The 16,198-nt window shown below is 75.1% G+C and carries 14 protein-coding genes and 2 tRNA genes; 3 read left to right on the top strand and 13 right to left on the bottom strand.

The annotated features are described in order from the left end of the window. Position 1: 1 nt before the first annotated feature. The 8 genes from J4709_RS06135 to J4709_RS06100 form a co-directional block, all read right to left on the bottom strand. Positions 2-1,447, bottom strand: coding sequence for an SDR family NAD(P)-dependent oxidoreductase (locus tag J4709_RS06135; RefSeq protein WP_307801020.1), 1,446 nt, complete (start codon positions 1,445-1,447; stop codon positions 2-4). A 33-nt stretch (positions 1,448-1,480) separates the two neighbouring features. Continuing rightward, a tRNA-Gln gene (locus J4709_RS06130) sits at positions 1,481-1,553 on the bottom strand. 55 nt (positions 1,554-1,608) lie between these two features. After that, a complete protein-coding gene (locus J4709_RS06125; RefSeq protein WP_208237888.1) occupies positions 1,609-3,258 on the bottom strand; it encodes an ankyrin repeat domain-containing protein in 1,650 nt (549 codons plus the stop codon). 24 nt (positions 3,259-3,282) lie between these two features. Beyond that, positions 3,283-3,355: transfer RNA gene (locus tag J4709_RS06120), tRNA-Gly, on the bottom strand. A 44-nt stretch (positions 3,356-3,399) separates the two neighbouring features. Beyond that, positions 3,400-4,458, bottom strand: a complete 1,059-nt coding sequence (locus J4709_RS06115; protein ID WP_208237886.1) for a rod shape-determining protein — start codon at positions 4,456-4,458, stop codon at positions 3,400-3,402. Between the two features lie 181 nt (positions 4,459-4,639). Further along, the gene (locus J4709_RS06110) at positions 4,640-5,506 is read right to left on the bottom strand and encodes a metal ABC transporter permease (RefSeq protein WP_208237884.1); all 867 of its coding nucleotides are present in this window, start codon (positions 5,504-5,506) and stop codon (positions 4,640-4,642) included. Then, positions 5,506-6,168, bottom strand: a complete 663-nt coding sequence (locus J4709_RS06105; RefSeq protein WP_232383097.1) for a metal ABC transporter ATP-binding protein — start codon at positions 6,166-6,168, stop codon at positions 5,506-5,508. Before J4709_RS06105 ends, J4709_RS06110 begins: the two co-directional genes overlap by 1 nt. 5 nt (positions 6,169-6,173) lie before the next feature. Beyond that, positions 6,174-7,124: a metal ABC transporter solute-binding protein, Zn/Mn family gene (locus J4709_RS06100; RefSeq protein ID WP_208237872.1), complete on the bottom strand. Its 951-nt coding sequence runs from the start codon at positions 7,122-7,124 to the stop codon at positions 6,174-6,176. Positions 7,125-7,286: 162 nt separating this feature from the next. On the opposite strand from J4709_RS06100, the gene J4709_RS06095 reads away from it, so the two are divergent. Next, entirely contained in the window at positions 7,287-8,075 is a 789-nt protein-coding gene (locus J4709_RS06095; protein WP_208237864.1) for an SAM-dependent methyltransferase, read from the top strand. Between the two features lie 19 nt (positions 8,076-8,094). Here J4709_RS06095 and J4709_RS06090 read toward each other — a convergent pair whose 3' ends face one another. Then, complete coding sequence (locus tag J4709_RS06090) at positions 8,095-8,943, bottom strand: SAM-dependent methyltransferase (protein WP_246342754.1); 849 nt, start codon at positions 8,941-8,943, stop codon at positions 8,095-8,097. 186 nt (positions 8,944-9,129) lie between these two features. On the opposite strand from J4709_RS06090, the gene J4709_RS06085 reads away from it, so the two are divergent. After that, a complete protein-coding gene (locus J4709_RS06085) occupies positions 9,130-9,981 on the top strand; it encodes a PP2C family protein-serine/threonine phosphatase (protein WP_208237862.1) in 852 nt (283 codons plus the stop codon). Between the two features lie 61 nt (positions 9,982-10,042). Then, a complete protein-coding gene (locus J4709_RS06080) occupies positions 10,043-11,887 on the top strand; it encodes an N-6 DNA methylase (RefSeq protein WP_208237860.1) in 1,845 nt (614 codons plus the stop codon). A gap of 28 nt (positions 11,888-11,915) precedes the next feature. Here the strand turns inward: J4709_RS06080 and J4709_RS06075 are convergent, their stop codons facing one another. The 4 genes from J4709_RS06075 to J4709_RS06060 form a co-directional block, all read right to left on the bottom strand. After that, positions 11,916-12,902: an aldo/keto reductase gene (locus J4709_RS06075; RefSeq protein ID WP_208237858.1), complete on the bottom strand. Its 987-nt coding sequence runs from the start codon at positions 12,900-12,902 to the stop codon at positions 11,916-11,918. Positions 12,903-13,072: 170 nt separating this feature from the next. Next, positions 13,073-14,122 (bottom strand): C40 family peptidase, encoded by a 1,050-nt coding sequence (locus tag J4709_RS06070; protein WP_307801016.1) that lies wholly within the window; start codon positions 14,120-14,122, stop codon positions 13,073-13,075. A gap of 234 nt (positions 14,123-14,356) precedes the next feature. Then, a complete protein-coding gene (locus tag J4709_RS06065) occupies positions 14,357-15,781 on the bottom strand; it encodes a maltokinase N-terminal cap-like domain-containing protein (protein WP_208237854.1) in 1,425 nt (474 codons plus the stop codon). A 2-nt stretch (positions 15,782-15,783) separates the two neighbouring features. Next, the coding region (locus J4709_RS06060) for an alpha-glucosidase C-terminal domain-containing protein (RefSeq protein WP_208237852.1) at positions 15,784-16,198 on the bottom strand (415 nt) is incomplete at its 5' end.

The following is a 16,198-nucleotide window of genomic DNA, read 5'->3' as shown; positions in this document are numbered from 1 at the left end:
TTCACCACTCCACCGGTCGGTAGTCCTTCAGGAACACGCCGGACAGCCGCTCGCCGCCGACGCCCCGCACGACCGGGTCGTACACCCGGGCCGCGCCGTCGATCACGTCCAGCGGCGGGCGGAACCCGGCGGCGAACTGGGCGAGCTTGCCCGGATGCGGCCGCTCGTCGGTCACCCAGCCGGTGTCGACGCTGGTCATGTGGACGCCCGCCGCCGCGTAGTCGGCCGCCGACGTGCGCGTCATCATGTTCAGCGCCGCCTTCGCCATGTTCGTGTGCGGGTGCCGGACGGTCTTGTGCTCGCGGGAGAAGCTGCCCTCCATCGCCGACACCTGCACGACGTACCGGTCCGGGAACGGCGACGCCTCCAGCAGCCCGCGCAGCCGCGAGGTCAGCAGGAACGGCGCGAACGCGTTCACCATCTGCACCTCCAGCCACTCGCCCGGGTCGACCTCGTGCAGCCGCAGGGTCCAGCTGTTGCGGTCGCGCAGGTCGAGCGGCTGGCCGGTCTCGTCGGTCCGGCCCGCCGGGAACAGCGCGTCGTCCGGGACGGCGAGCGCCGCGGCCGGACCGGCGTCGAGCGCGGCCCGGCCGCCCCCGGCGAGGTCGACCCGGGCCGCCGCGCCGGTCAGCGGCAGCGCCTCCGCCGCGCGCACCTCACGGTGGTAGGCGGGCGGCCGCCGGACGGTCTGCGCCGCGTTGTTCACCAGCACGTCCAGGTGGTCGAACCGGGCGTGCACCGCGTCCAGCAGCCCGGCCACGCCCGGCATGTCCAGCAGGTCGACGCCGTGGACGTGCAGCCGGTCCAGCCAGTCCGCGGAGTCGGGGACGGCCGCGAACCGGCGCGCCGCGTCGCGCGGGAACCGGGTGGTGACCAGCACCTCCGCGCCGTCCCGCAGCATCTTCAGCGCCACCTGGAAGCCGATCTTGATCCGGCCGCCGGTGATCAGCGCGCGCCGTCCGGCCAGGTCGCAGCGGGCGTGCCGGCGCGCCAGGTTCTCCGCGGCGCACTCCGGGCAGAGCAGGTGGTAGTCCGGATGCACGTCCCGGTACGGGGTCTTGCAGACGTAGCAGAACCGCGCGCGCGACAGTGTCCGTCCCGGCTCCGGCTCGGCCGGCGCCGGTTCCGCTTCGGGCTTCGGATCGGCGCCGGGGTTCTGGTCCTGGAAGCGCGTCGTCGCGGCGAGCGTCTCGAGGTCCTCGGCGCGCCGCTGCGTTCTGCGGGCCGCCTTCCGCGTCTTCTTGCCGGACCGGTGCAGCTGCGACGCGGCCTCGTGGACGGCCCGCCAGCGCGGATCGTCGGGATCGGTGCCCCGCGCGCGCTCCAGCAGGCGGAGGCACGCCGCGATCTCCTCCGGCCGGAACTCCTCGGGACGGATCTCCTCAAGACGGGGCGCCTCGTCGCCGGCCGTCGGCCGCGGCTCCCCGGCTCGCGCAACGGCCGTCACTGCACTCCCTCGCCCCGTCAGCCGGATCCGGGACGGAGCTGACCGGATTCGAACCGGCGTCCCCCAACATGCAGTATTGGTGCGTCGACCTCTGCGCTACAGCCCCGCCACCGGCAGCGTAACGGAACCGACCTGGCGAACCACCCGAAATTCGGTGATCTTCACGACCCGTCGAGGAGCGGAAGCAGGTCCTCGCGCTCGGCGCGTTCGACGAGCCGCCGGAACCCTCCCCGCAAGCCCGGGCCGGTGGCCCCGAGCCCCCTGTCCGCCCCGGCCTCCAGCAGGGCCCGGACGAGCGCCGGCGAGCCGTGGGCGGTGACCGCGACGGACAGCGGCGTGCGCCCCGACCGGTCGCGGGCGTTCAGGTCGAGCCCGGCCGCCAGCAGCCGCGGCATGATCAGGCGGTGGTTCATGGCGTGCAGGAAGTGCAGCAGGCTGCGCCCCTGGGCGTCGTGAACGCAGGGGTCCATTCCGGCGTCCAGCATTCGGAGCACGCCCGGGGTGTCGCCGTGCACCGCCCGCAGGAACAGCTCGCCGCGCTGCCGGCGCAGTGCACGGGGCAACTGGCCTTGGCCGGTCCGCCACACCCCCCGGACGGTGAAGCACCCCGAGATCCGCCCGCCGAGCGCGCGCAGCGCCTGCTCGCGCCGCTCATCCTGCGGGCCGTGCGGACCCGTCAGCACGCCGCCGGCCCACCGGACCTCGTGCCACTCGCCGCGGCAGCGGACCCGGACGGGCCCGGGCGGCTCCGGATCCGGCGGCCCCACCGGCCCCTCGGCGGCCGCACGCGCCGGGAACAGCGCTGACCGGACCAGCGGATGCAGCTCGTCGGGCGCGACCAGCCCGGCCCGCAGCAGATCGGCGTCGGGGAAGGGCTGATGCCAGTCGTTCGCCGCCTTGGCGTCCCGGTACTCCCCGGGCGCCGGGGGCCTCAGCAGCAGGCGGCCGCCGTCCCCGTCCGCCTCGGCGGCCACCATCTCGCGCGACAGGTACGGCGATCCGATGACCGTGGTGACGGGGCCGTTCCCGGCGGCGGCCAGCCGGCGCAGGCGCGCGGCGAGCACCGGCGGCCGTCCCAGGCGCCGCCGGAGGGCGGCCATGAACCCGCCGTGCTCGGCGGGATCCGCCGGCGGCCGGACCTCGAAGCCCGCGGCGCCGAAGGCCCCGGCGACGTCGCCGTCCTCGTACCGCATGATCGACCATTCCGCGCGCGCCATGGCGTCGCCGGGGCCCGGGTCGGACGCGGGCAGCTCGTGCGGCGCCCGCGGCGTCCCGTCGGCGTGGAAGAACGGAAGGCGGCCGGCGCCGCCGTAGTCGGCGATCAGCCCTCCGCCGTACCGGTCGTCGAACAGGTGCCGCGCGCCCGTCCAGTCGCGGCCCGTGTGCGGGCCGTCGGGGCCGAACGTCAGCCGCAGCCGCTGCGGCGCGTCCAGCGACGGCGGTCCGGACACCTGCAGGATCGCGTCCCGGTCGTCGTACCGGGCGAGGAGGAACATCAGGTGCTCGTCGAACACGGTCATGTCGCCCGGACCGCGCGGCAGGTGCCAGCGCAGCAGGTCGGGGACGAAGTGCCGCAGGTCGGCGGCGAGCCGGCCGGCCACGCCGGCGCCGAAATCGCGCGCGACACCGTCCAGCGTGAACGTCACGTCCATGCGCGCCGCCGCGCACGCGCCGCGCCAGTCGCCCGCCCGCCGGTGCCGTTCCGCCTGCTCGATCATCCAGCGGGGGACGCGGTACCGGCGCACCCGCTGCCACGCGCGGAGGTCGTCCGCCGCCATCGGCGACCCGAGCGCGGGAACATCCGGAGCCACCCGTCCCCCTCGTCGGACCAGGGGCAGGACCGGCCGGAATCGAACCGGCGTCCTCCGCCTTGGTCGGGCGGTGCGTCGACCTCTGCGCTACGGCCCTGCCGGACGGCAGCCTAGCCGTCCCGGGCCCGGCCGGGCGACCCCTCAGCCCTCCGGCACGGTGGTGAGCAGGTGCGGGCGCGGCGAGCTGCGGCGGGCCGGCGGCTCCTGCGATCCGGACGAGCGCAGCACGTCGGCGGCGCCGATGACGGCGGCGTCGCCGGTGTCGTCGCCGATGCGTGCGGCGAGGCCGGTGCGCTCGTGGATGAGCCGGTCCAGGCCCGGCAGGCGGGCGGTGCCGCCGGTCAGCGTGATGCCGACGCCGAGCAGCTCCCCGGAGATCTCCGGGCCACAGCCGGCGAGCCCCTGCTGGATCGCGCCGACGATCTCCCCGACCGGCGCGGCGATGGCGCGGGCGACGTCGGCGGTGGTGAGGACGATCCCGCGCGGCATCCCGGTGCCGAGGTCGCGGCCGTGCACGACGGTCTGCCGCAGCGGGCGGCGGCCGATCGGCGGCACCGCGCCGACCTCCAGCTTCGCGGCCTCGGCGCTGGCCGGGGAGATCCGCACCTTGTGCTCGCGGCGGACGAGCGCGACGATCGCCCGGTCCAGCGACGAGCCGCCGACGAGCGCGGTGTGCGAGGTGACGAGCCCGCCGAAGGAGATGACGCCGACGTCGGTGATGTCGGCGCCGATGTCGGCGACGACGACGACCTCCGGCCGCCCGGACGAGGTGAGCCCCATCCCGATCGCGGCCGCGATCGGCGTCGGCACGAGCGTGAGACGGCGCGCGCCGGCCTGGAACGCCGAGAACTGCAGCGCCCGGTAGTGCACGGACGACATCCCGCTCGGCACCGTCACGACCAGCCGCGGCCGCGCGGTGTAGCGGCGCCGGTGGTGGGTGCGGACGAGGGCGCGCATCAGGTACTCGGCCTCGTCGGTCTCGGTGGGGGCGCCCTCACGGATGGGCCGGACGAGGCGGACGTCCGGGTTGCGGCCGGCCATCTCCTGTGCGGGGAGCCCGAGCGCGAGGATCTTGCCGGTGTGCAGGCAGCGGGCGAGCAGTGACGGCTCGCGCGCGACGACCCCGCGGTCGCGCACATGCATCCGCACCGTCGCGCTCCCCAGGTCGATGGCGGTGTCCCGGCCCGCGAAGTCCCACATCGCGTCCCCTTCCCTCTCGCCCTGCAGTTCGCAGAGTGCTGATGCCCTGCCGACCTGCGGCGATGCCCATCGGCGGGTAAGCGAATCGCAACGTCCCGGCGAACAGGCGTCCGGAATTCCGGATACGGCGACCGGCCGCCCGGGCCCGCCCGGCCGCCAGTGCCGAGCGGGCGTCAAGAGATCATGTGAGAACGGTGTCGCGCCGCCGCGCCGTCCGGCCCCGCCGCGCCCGGACGGCGCCGGCCGCGCGGCACGCCGCGTACAGCGCGAACGAGATCGTGGTGACGTACGGGCTGATCGGGACGCCGGCGCCGAGCGACAGCAGGATCCCGCCGACCACCGACACGGTCGCGAGCGCGGCGCTGAGCACCGGCACCAGCACCGGCGACGCCGTCACCCGCACCGCCGCGGCGGCGGGCGTGCAGATCAGCGCTAGCACCAGCAGCGCCCCGACGACCTGCACCGACACCGCGACCGCCAGGCCGAGGACGAGCATGAAGGCGGGCGACAGCAGGCGCACCGGGACGCCGCGCGCCGCCGCCACGTCCGGGTCGAGGCTCGCGAACGCCAGCGGCCGCCACATGATCGCCAGGCACACCAGCACGACCGCGGACGTGCCGAGCAGCCATGACAGCCGGGGCGTGTCGATCGCGACGATCTGCCCGGTGAGCAGGCCGAACTTGTTGGCGGCGCGTCCCTTGTACAGCGACAGGAACAGCACGCCGAGGCCGAGCCCGAACGGCATGAGCACCCCGATGACCGAGCCGCGGTCGCGCGCGCGGGTGCCGAGCACGCCGATGAGCGCGGCGGCCAGCAGCGCGCCCGCGATCGAGCCGCCCGCGACGCCGGTGCCGAGCAGCAGCGCGGCGGCCGCCCCCGCGAACGACAGCTCGCTGATGCCGTGCACCGCGAACGCCAGGTCGCGCATCACGACGAACGTCCCGGCGAGCCCGCCGACGAGGCCGAGCACCGCGCCGGCGATCAGCGAGTTGCGGACGAGGCCGAGCAGCGCGCCGTAGTCGTCGAAGTTGACGATCTCATGCCACATCACGCCACCTCCGTCTTCGTCCCCGCCTCCGACGGCGCCGGGCCGGGCATGCGCAGGACGCGGTCGGCGAACGGCAGCACCGGCTCGACCTCGTGGGTGACGAACACGACGGCGGTGCGGTGCTCGCGGCACCGCCGCGCGACCAGCGCGCTGACGATCCGCTGGTGCGCGGCGTCCAGCGAGGCCAGCGGCTCGTCGCAGAGCAGCAGCCGCGGGCCGGACGCGAGGGCCTGCGCGACCCGGACGCGCTGCAGCTCGCCACCCGAAAGCAGCTCGACGGGGACGTCCGCGAACGCCTCCGCGCCGACCTCGCGCAGCGCGTCGGCGACGCGGCGCCGCGCGTCCGGGCGGGGGAGGCGCGGCCCCCAGCGGTGCCCGTCGACGCCGAGCCGCACCAGGTCGCGGGCCCGCAGCGGGGTGTGCGCCGGGACGCTGCGGTGCTGGGGGACGTAGCCGATGAGGTCGCTTCCGCGGCGCGGCGGGCGCCCGCCGACCGTCACCGTCCCGGCCGACGGCCGCCGCAGGCCGAGCAGCACCTTCAGCAGGCTCGTCTTCCCCGATCCGTTGGAGCCGAGGACGGCGACGAACTCGCCGGCCGCCACGTCGAGGTCGAGGCCGCTCCACACCGTCCGCTCGCCGTAGCGGAGCGCCGCGCCGCGCATCGCGATCACGACAGCGCCTTCCCGAGCGCGGCGATGGTGCCGTCCATCCAGGCGATGTAGCCGGTGCCGGACGGCAGGGTCTCGGTGACCGGCACGACGGGGACGCCGTTGTCCTTCGCGGCCTTCTGGACCTGCTCGGTCTGCGGGCCGCTCGTCTGCGCGTTGTAGACGAGCGCCTTCACCTTCTTGCCGCCGAACAGCCCGAGCGTCTCGCGCATCGCGCGCGGCGCGACGTCGTCGCCCTCCTCGATCGCCTCGCTGAACTCCTCCGGCGTCTCGTTGCGCAGGCCGGCGGCTTCGAGGAGGTAGAGCGGGACGGGTTCGGTGATGGCGACGCCGTCGCCGGAGTGCACGGCCTTGAGCGCGGCGACCTTGCCCTCCAGGTCCTTCAGCTTCGCCTTGAACGCGGTGGCGTTCGCGGTGAACGTGCCGGCGCCGGCCGGGTCGGCCTTGGCGAGCGCGGCCGACAGCCGGTCGGCCAGCAGCGCCATGGACGGCAGGTCGTACCAGACGTGCTCGTTCAGCTCGCCGCCCGCGGGCGCCGTCCGTCCCGAGATCCGCACCGCGTCGAGGACCTCGGCCTTGGACGCCGACGCCTTCAGCATCGTGCCCATGAAGTCGTCGTAGCCGCCGCCGTTCTCGATCACGACGCCGGCCCGGGCGAGCGCGAGGCGGTTGCGCGTCCCGGCCTCGTAGGAGTGCGGGTCCTGGGCCGGGTCGCTGATGAACGCGGTGACGCTCACCTTGCCGCCGCCGATCGTCCGCGCGATGTCGCCGTAGACGTTGGTCGAGGCGACGACCTGCACGGTGCCGCCGGGCCGCTTCGCGGGCGCGGCCTCGGACGAGCCGCAGGCGGCGAGCGCGAACGCGGGGACGGCCGCCGCGGCGGCGCCGAGCGAGCGAAGGGCGGGCGCGCGGAGGGCGGGTGCGCGGCGGGGGGATCGCAGAGGGGACATGCGGTTCGCTCCTGAAAATGAAAACGGTTTTCAGTGCAACTTAGCATGACGTGTCCGGATCCGTCCCATGACGGCTGAGAGGGTTGACCGGGCGGGCGCGCGCCCTAACGTTGATCGCGACGGACCGCTGATCGCGAAGCCCCCGGACGGAAGACGGCGCCCATGAGCGAAGAGCCCCGGATCGACACGACCGTTCCGCACTCCGCGCGGATCTGGAACTACTGGCTCGGCGGCAAGGACAACTACCCGGTCGACCGGGAGGCCGGCGACCGGTTCCTGACGGTCTATCCGGGCATGACCGACGTCGCGCGCGCCGTCCGGCACTTCCTCGCCCGCGCCGTCCGGCACCTGGCGGGCGAGGCCGGCATCCGGCAGTTCCTCGACGTGGGCACCGGCCTGCCCACCGTCGACAACACCCACGAGGTCGCGCAGCGCGTGGCGCCGGACGCCCGGATCGTGTACGTCGACAACGACCCGCTCGTCCTGCTGCACGCCCGCGCGCTGCTGACCAGCACGCCCGAGGGCGTCACCGACTACATCGACGCCGACGCCCGCGACCCGCGCGGGATCCTGCGCCGCGCGGCGGCGACGCTCGACCTCGACCGCCCGGTGGCGGTGATGATGCTCGGCATCATGGGGCACATCTCCGACGAGGAGGACCCGCGGTCGATCGTGGCGGAGCTCATGGGCGGCCTGCCGCCCGGCAGCCACCTCGTGCTGAGCGACGGCACCGACCTCAGCCGCGAGCGCTCACAGGCCCACGACCAGTACGCGGGCACCGGCGCCGTCCCCTACCACCTGCGCCCGCCCGAGCGGATCGAGAACTACTTCGACGGGCTCGACCTGCTGAAGCCGGGCGTGGTGCCGGTGTCGCGGTGGCGTCCGGAGGACGGCCCGTTCGGCCCCCCGGACGCCGTCACGACCTTCGGGGGAGTGGCGCGCAAGCCCTGAGCGGCCCCGCCCGCTCGGGTCAGCGCTTGCGCAGGACCCCGCCATACTCGTAGATGCCGGTGTCCAGCTTCGAGGCGCCCTCGTAGCGGCGCAGCTCCTCGGGGACGGGCGCGAGCGGCGGCTGCAGGTCCATCGGCCGCCAGTCGACCAGGTTGCACAGGCCCGGCTCCACCGGGTCGAAGTCCGACAGCAGCGCGTCGATCTCGGCGGGCGTGCGGGTCTGCCACGGGATCCCGGCGCCGGTGACCTGCGCGGTCATCTCCGCGCTGCGGACCGGGTCGTCGCACGCCACCTGCGAGAAGGTCAGGTGGCTGCCCGGCGCGGCGCGGTCGAGGACGGCGTGCAGGATCCCCTTCGGGTCGTCGGCGTCGGGCAGATGGTGGCCGACGGACAGGAACAGGGTCGCGACGGGCTCGGAGAAGTCGATGAGCCGCTTGACGTCCTCGTGCTCCAGCACCGCGTTCTGGTCGCGCATGTCCGCGGTGATCACCGTCGTGGACGCGTCGCCGGCGAGCAGCGCGCGGCCGTGCGCGAGCACGATCGGGTCGATGTCGACGTAGACGACGCGCGCGTCCGGCGCGAACTGCCGCGCGACCTGGTGCACGTTGGCGTCGGTCGGCAGCCCGCAGCCCATGTCGATGAACTGCCTGATGCCGGCCTCGGCCGTCAGGTAGCGGACGGCCCGGTACAGGAACAGCCGGTTCTGCCGGGTGATGTCCAGCCCGGCCGGGTGGTGCTCCAGCTGCCCCCGGATGAACTGGCGGTCGACCTCGTAGTTGTCCTTGCCGCCGAGGAGCCACCCGTAGGCGCGCGCCGAGGTCGGCACGTCGTTGGGGATGTCGGCGATCGAGATCTGGTCGTCGTTCACGGGCCCGCTCCGCATCTGCGCAGTAGGTGGGGATCGGTGTCGATTGGAACGGTATACCGCTTCGCCCCCTCCCGGCGATCTTTCGGCCGGCCCGGGCGCCCGCGCCGCCCCGGCCGCCGTTCACGCAAGGCCAGGTCGTCGCCGGATTGCTTGTGAATCGAGTTTTAGCGTGCTTTCCTGACGTACATGGCTCACCTTTGGCTCCGGTACGCGGCGGGGACGGACATCGGCAGGCGGCGGCGCGTGAACGAGGACTCCGCGTTCGCCGGACCGGCGCTGCTCGCCGTCGCCGACGGCATGGGCGGCCACCCGCACGGCGACGTCGCCAGCGCCGCCGCCATCACCGCCGTCGCCGATCCGCCCGCGGGCGGCGACCCCGCCGCGGCGCTCGCCGCCGCGGTGGCGCGGGCGTCGGCGCGGCTGGAGGAACTGGCCGCGGGCGACCCGGAGCTGCACGGGATGGGCACCACCCTGACCGCCATGGCCTGGGACGGCGCCGGGTTCGCGGTGGCGCACATCGGCGACTCCCGCGCCTACCTGCTGCGCGGCGGCGCCCTCTTCCAGATCACCCGCGACCACACGATGGTGCAGTCCCTCGTCGACGGCGGGCGGATCACCCCTGACGAGGCGGCGGACCACCCGCGCGCCTCGCTGCTCGTCCGCGCGCTGCAGAGCGGCGGCGACCAGCGCCCGGACCTGTTCCGGCAGGACGCCGCGCCCGGCGACCGCTACCTGCTGTGCTCCGACGGCGTCTCCGGCTTCGTCCCTGCCGGGACGATCCGCGACGTGCTGGCCGGGGCCGCGCGCCCCGCCGTCGCCGTCGCCCGCCTCATCGCGCTCGCCGACGCCGCCGGCGGCCTGGACAACATCACCTGCGTCGTCGCCGACGTCGTCGCCGGCCTGCCGGACCCGGCGGACCCGCCGGGGCGGGCGCCGCTGCTGGTCGGCGCCGTCGCGGGCGCCGGCGGGCGCGGCGCCGCGCCCGGCCCCACGGTCGGCCCCACCGTGCCTGATCCGTCCCCGGGGAGTGCCCGTTGACCGGATTCACGGGCGTTCCACGCGCGGAAGGGCGTTCCAGAAGATCAAGTAGGGTGGCGGGATGAGCGGTGATCCGGGCGTCACGGCGGGCGACATCGCCCGGCTCGCGGGCGTCGGCCGCGCCACCGTCAGCAACTGGCGGCGCCGCCACGACGACTTCCCGCGCCCGGTCGGCGGCACCGCCGCCAGCCCGCTGTTCTCCCTCGCCGACGTCGAGGACTGGCTCACCCGCAACGGCAAGCCGTTCGAGGTGTCGGCCGGCGACCGGCTCTGGCAGCGGCTGCGCGCGTCCGGCGACGACTTCCGGCTCGCCGACCTCGTCGGCTGGGCCGGCCTGCGGCTGCTGGAGACCCGCGGCGGCACCGCGGCGCGGCGCCCGGACGACGGCGCGATGCCGCCGCGGCCCGGGACCGTCCCGCGCGACCCCGGCCTGCCCGCGCTGCTGGACGACCTGGCGGCCGAGCGCGGGCACCGCGCCGCCTTCGACCTGCTCGTCGAGCGGTACGTGGCGGCGCACTCGCGGCGCCTCACCGTCACCCGCCCCGACGTGGCCCGGCTGATGACCCGGCTCGCCTGCCGCAAGGGCGACGTCGTCCTCGACCCGGCCTGCGGGCTCGGCACGCTGCTGCTGTCGGCGTCCGGCGCCCGGCACGCGCTCGGGCAGGACAGCGACCCCGCCGCCGCCCGCATCGCCGCCGTGCGGCTGCGGCTCGCCGGGACGCCCGCCGACGTCGTCGCCGCCGACTCGCTGCGCGGCGACGCGTTCCCGGGCGAGGCCGCCGACGCCGTCGTGTGCGACCCGCCGTTCGGCGACCGCGTCTGGGGCCACGGCGAGCTGACCGGCGACCCGCGCTGGGAGTACGGGCTGCCGCCGCGCGGCGAGCCGGAACTCGCCTGGGTGCAGCACTGCCTCGCGCACGTGCGGCCCGGCGGGCGCGCCGCGGTGCTGATGCCGCCCGCCGTCGCGAGCCGCCGCCCCGGCCGGCGGATCCGCGGCAGCCTGCTGCGCGCCGGCGCGCTCCGCGCCGTGATCACCCTCGCGCCCGGCGGGCCCGACCTGTGGCTGCTGCGCCGCCCCGAGCCCGGCGAGCGGCCGCCCGGCGCGGTCCTGCTGCTGGACGCCGCCGGGGACCTCGGCCGCGCCGAACGCGAATGGCGGCGGCACGAGCGCGGCGCGGGCGCCGAGTCCGCCGTCCCGGTCATCGACCTGCTGGACGACGAGGTCGACCTCGGCCCGGCCCGGCACCGGCCGCGGCAGTCCGGCGCCGCGTTCGGCCGCCGCTTCACCGGCGCGCTGGACCGGTTCGCCGCCGCCGCGCCCGCCCCGCCCGCGCTGGACCTGCTGCCCGAACCGCGGCCGCTGCCGTTCACCACCATCGCCGAGCTGGCGCGCACCGGCGCCGTCGCGGTCCGGCACGCCCCGGCGCGGCTGCCCGCCGGCGGCGACGTCGCCGTGCTGACCGCCGGCGACCTCGCCTCGGGGTCGGGGCCGTCCGGCACGGCCGCCGCCGACCCCGACCTCGTCATGCTGGAGCCCGGCGACGTGGTCGCGGCCGCCGCCGGCACCGCCCGGGTCGTCGGCGACGAGCGCGCCGCGCTCGGCCCGTACCTCACCCTCTACCGGCCGGACCCGGGCCGCCTCGACCCGGAGTTCCTCGCCGGGTTCCTGACCTTCGCCCGCACCCGCGCCGGCACCGGGTCGAGCCGGACGGACCTGCGCCGCATGCGCGTCCCCCGGCTGTCGCCCGAACGCCAGCGCGACTACGGCCGCGCGTTCGCCGAGATGGCCGAGCTGACCGCGACGCTGCGCGAGATGTCGGCCCTCGGCGAGGACCTGGTCCGGCTGAGCTTCGACGGCCTGCTCGACGGCCACCTGGCCCCCGGCCCGGCCGCCGCGTCGCGCTGAGGGCCGCCGGCCCGCCGTCCCGCCGGGACTACCAGGCCCACGCTTCGGGCGCGGTGCCCGGGCCGGGGAAGATCTCGTCCAGCGCGGCCAGGAACTCCTCCGACAGCTCCAGGTCGACGGCGCGCAGCGCGGAGTCGAACTGCTCCTGGATGCGGGGCCCGACGATGGGGCCGGTGACGCCGGGACGGGTCAGCAGCCAGGCGAGGCCGACGTCCCCGGGCTCGACGCCGTGCTTGTCGCAGAGGTCCTCGTAGGCCTGGACCCGCGCCCGCTCCGCCGGGTCCTCCAGCATCTTCGCCCACAGGCCCGAGCCGGACCGGGCCGTCCGGCCCTCGCTCTGCTTGCGCAGCACGCCGCCCAGGATCCCGCCGTGCAGCGGCGACCACGGGACGACCCCGAGGCCGTACTCCTGCGCCGCCGGGATCACCTCCATCTCCGCGCGCCGCTCGACCAGGTTGTACAGGCACTGCTCGCTGACCAGGCCGAGCGAGCCGCGCCGCGCGGCCGTCTCGTTCGCCTGCGCGATGCCCCAGCCGGGGAAGTTCGACGACCCGGCGTACAGCACCTTGCCCTGCTGGACGAGGACGTCGACGGCCTGCCAGATCTCCTCCCACGGCGTCGTCCGGTCGATGTGGTGGAACTGGTACAGGTCGATGTGGTCGGTGCCGAGCCGCTTCAGCGACGCCTCGCAGGCGCGCCGGATGTTCAGCGCCGACAGCCGGTCCCGGTTGGGCCACGGGTCGCCCTCGGGGCTCATGTCGCCGTACACCTTCGTCGCCAGGACGGTCTTCTCCCGGCGGCCGCCGCCCTTGGCGAACCAGGCGCCGAGGATCTCCTCGGTGCGGCCCTGGCCGCCGTAGATGTTGGCGGTGTCGAAGAAGTTGACGCCCGCGCCGAGCGCGGAGTCCATGATCGCGTGGGCGTCGGCCTCGTCGGTGTGGCGGCCGAAGTTCATCGTGCCGAGGACGAGGCGGCTGACCTTCAGGCCGGTGCGGCCGAGCTGCGTGTACTTCATGGGGCCAAGCCAAGCACCTGGAGTGCGCTCCAGATCAAACGGGCGCGCCGCCATGGACGCCCGGGCGTCCATGGCGGCGCGCTGTGCGTCCCCTCGGCAGGGTGACGCCGCCGGCGTTCCCGCCGGTCGCGCAGTGGTGCGGTGCGGTCGGAATCAGCCGGGATCGCAGCTCAGCCGGGAATGTGACCCGGCGCCTTCATCGTCTTGGAGTGCGCGAACGGCGTCCAGGACCGCCAGCCGGAGCCGGACCGGGGGCCGTCCCCGGCGTCTCCGTGCGGTGGGCTCGCCTGGTGCTTGACCGCCTCGTGGGCGTCCGGCTGGTTCGCGTCCGGATGCTGCGCGCCCGCGTGGTGGGCGTTCGCGTGACCGGTGCTCGCGTGGCCGGTGTTCGCGTGGTGCGGCTTCTGGGCGGCGGGCCTGACGTGCCTCGGCCGCGGGGCCGGATCTCTGTCCGGTCTGCCAGGCATCAGGTGGTTCGACGTGCCGTCGCTTCGCGGTGCCTGGGCCGCGGGATGTGCGGGGGTGTTCGCCGGGGGCTTTCCTGCGTGGTGGACCGGTGTGTCATCGGGTGGCGGAAGGTGGGGGGTCCGCTGCTTATCAGGCGGCTTTCGCCGGGCCTCGCGATCCTGCGCCGCCATTCGGTCTATCTTGTCGACGAGTTCGCGGATGGACGGGGAAAATGTCTGTTTTGCCGGAGCTCCTGGTCGTACCGCGCCGGCGAACTGCCGTTTTCGGGCGCCCCCGAGCCTGTCGATCCTGACCCGGGCACCGGTATGCGGTGCGTGCAGGAAGCGGCCGTGCCCGACATAGATGCCGACGTGACTTCGCCCGTGGAAGAACACCAGGTCGCCGGGTCTCAGCGCGCCGAGGCCGACCTTGCGCTTCACCGACCGGTACTGCGAGTAGGTGACGCGCGGGAGCCGCACCCCCGCCCTGCGCCAGGCGGCCATCGCCAGGCCCGAGCAGTCGTAGCTGGACGGACCCGTCGCGCCCCACCGGTACGGCTTGCCGATCTGCCGGCGCGCGAACGACAGCGCCCGCTCGGCGTCCGAGCGCTGCTCGGCGGTCTCGGTGCGGTACCGGTCGTAGGCCCTGACCTTGCTCAGCGTCGCGGCGTCCAGGTTCAGCCGCTTCAGCACGGTCGGGTTGAGCTGGGCGCTGGCCGGGGCGCCCATCGGGACCGCCAGCGCGAACCCCGCGGCGGTCGCGGTGACGGCCACGGCGATCGTCCGGTGTCTTGCGGCCGCCGTCCCGCGGCGCGGGGTCCGGCCGCGACCGGCGCCGTCCCGATGTGAGTGGCGTGCGATGCACATTCGCGTGCTCTCCGTTTTCCCTCGTCGATTGATCATCCCGCCGTTGAATCGGGTACCCGGTGACCGCGCTCGGATGGGGGAGAACCGGCCGATTTTGCGTGATCATGGAAGGGAATTGATGCCGGAATTCGGTGCCTTTGATCAAGCGGTCAGATGCGCCAGCGATTTCAGCGGCACCGGCAGCCAGGCCGGCCGGTTCCGCGCCTCGTAGCGCACCTCGTAGACCGCCTTCTCGAACTCGAACGCGCGCAGCAGCACCGCGTGCGCGGCCGGGTCGGCGCCGCCCGCCGCCGCGTAGCCGCGGCAGAACGCGGCCCGGTTCCGCGCCGCCCACGCGTGCGCCCGCGTCTCCAGGTGGCCGCCCGACTCCAGCGGCACCGTCCCGGACCCGGTGATCAGGAACCGCGCCGCGTACTCGAACGAGCGCAGCATCCCCGCGACGTCGCGCAGCGGGTGCGACAGGGCGCGCCGCTCGCTCTGCGTGCGGGCCGGCTCGCCCTCGAAGTCCAGCAGCGACCAGCCCGACTCCGAGCGCAGCACCTGCCCGAGGTGGTAGTCGCCGTGCACCCGCTGCACCGGCAGCGGCTCCGCCTGCGCGGCCAGGTCGATGAAGGCGCCGGTCAGCGCCTTGGCGTGCGGCGCGAGGCCGGGCACGGCGCGGCACGTCCCGGTCAGCTCCTCGTTCATCCGCGCGGCCAGCACCCGGATCTCCTCCGCCGGGACGACCGTCACCCCGAACGCGTTGGCGAGCGCCCGGTGCACCTGCGCGGTCGCGGCGCCGAGCCGCTCGGCCTCGGCGGCGAAGTCGCCGCCTGCGGCGCTGGCGTCCAGCTCCGCCCATTCGTCGTCGTCCGGCTGCGTCGCGTGCGCGAACCAGTCGCGGACGCTCGCGATCGCCAGGCTCCAGCCGTCCGCGCCGGTGCGCAGGTAGTCCGACAGCAGCGCGAGCGTGACGGGCTCGCCGCCCGCGCCGCCGCCGGGGGCGAGTTCGATCCAGCCGTGGACGGCGGGGACGTGCTCGCAGCCGGCGCGGGTGAGCGCGAGGTTGACCTCCAGGTCGAGGTTGACGCCGTCGCTGAGCCGGCGGAACAGCTTGCAGATGTACTCGTCGCCGAACAGCAGCGAGGTGTTGCTCTGCTCGGCGGTAATCGGCAGGCTCGTCAGGTCCGTCCGGATGCGGGCGCCCGGGACGTGCCGGAAGCGCAGCGGGCCGGCCGAAGCCCCGGAGGCCAGGTGCTCCAGCAGCGTCCGGGTCAGGTCCGGATCATGCGCGGCGTCGTAGACCTGCCATCCCGCGCCGGCGCCGCCGGGCGGCCCGCCGATCCGCGCGTACCCGAGCCGTCCGGGCAGGTCGCGGCGGACGCCGAGCAGGACCTGGTAGCGGTCGGTCGCGCCCTTCTGCCGGACGTCGAGGACGAGGTGGTGCAGCGCGGGGTCGCCGGCGCGCAGTTCGGTGGCGGTGCCGATCGACAGGTCCTCGATGGGGCTGTCCTTGCCGCCGAACCACCGCTGCCGGGGCAGCCACTCCGCGAGGTCCCGCCTGAGGACGTGCTCGGGTGGCAGCACCTTCAGCCGTCCTTCTCCGCGTCGCTTCCGGGTTCGGTGAGCGGGTCCGCGACGGGGTCGGCGGGCGCGACGTCCGGCGGCGTCAGCTGGAACCAGTAGAAGCCGTGGCCGGGCAGGGTGAGCAGGTAGGGGAGTTCGCCGATGGCGGGGAACTGCACGCCGCCCATGCATTCGACGGGGGAGTAGCCCTCGAAGCGCCGCATGTCGAGCTCGACGGGCTGCGGGAAGCGCGACAGGTTCGCCACGCACAGCACGGTGTCCGCTCCGCCCTGGCCCGGGCCGGTCTCGTCGATCTCGCGGGTGAAGGCGAGGACGGAGGGGTTGGAGGCGGAGAGTTCGACGTAGGTGCCGACGCCGAAGACGGGGTGGCGTTGCCGGATCTCGATCATTTTGCGGGTCCAGTGCAGGAGTGATCCG

The organism is Actinomadura violacea, from assembly GCF_017573465.1.
In the GTDB taxonomy this organism is placed as follows: domain Bacteria; phylum Actinomycetota; class Actinomycetes; order Streptosporangiales; family Streptosporangiaceae; genus Spirillospora; species Spirillospora violacea.
The sequence above is the reverse complement of the archived record's forward strand: the minus strand, read 5'-3'. Positions and strand labels throughout refer to the sequence as shown.

What these genes read in the sequence shown, in the direction of transcription:
- J4709_RS06085 (WP_208237862.1), top strand. Translation starts at nt 9,130, where the DNA reads ATGGCTCACCTTTGGCTCCGGTACGCGGCGGGGACGGACATCGGCAGG.
- J4709_RS06105 (WP_232383097.1), bottom strand. Translation starts at nt 6,168, where the DNA reads ATGCGCGGCGCGGCGCTCCGCTACGGCGAGCGGACGGTGTGGAGCGGC.
- J4709_RS06100 (WP_208237872.1), bottom strand. Translation starts at nt 7,124, where the DNA reads ATGTCCCCTCTGCGATCCCCCCGCCGCGCACCCGCCCTCCGCGCGCCC.
- J4709_RS06080 (WP_208237860.1), top strand. Translation starts at nt 10,043, where the DNA reads ATGAGCGGTGATCCGGGCGTCACGGCGGGCGACATCGCCCGGCTCGCG.
- J4709_RS06110 (WP_208237884.1), bottom strand. Translation starts at nt 5,506, where the DNA reads ATGTGGCATGAGATCGTCAACTTCGACGACTACGGCGCGCTGCTCGGC.
- J4709_RS06115 (WP_208237886.1), bottom strand. Translation starts at nt 4,458, where the DNA reads ATGTGGGACTTCGCGGGCCGGGACACCGCCATCGACCTGGGGAGCGCG.
- J4709_RS06095 (WP_208237864.1), top strand. Translation starts at nt 7,287, where the DNA reads ATGAGCGAAGAGCCCCGGATCGACACGACCGTTCCGCACTCCGCGCGG.
- J4709_RS06075 (WP_208237858.1), bottom strand. Translation starts at nt 12,902, where the DNA reads ATGAAGTACACGCAGCTCGGCCGCACCGGCCTGAAGGTCAGCCGCCTC.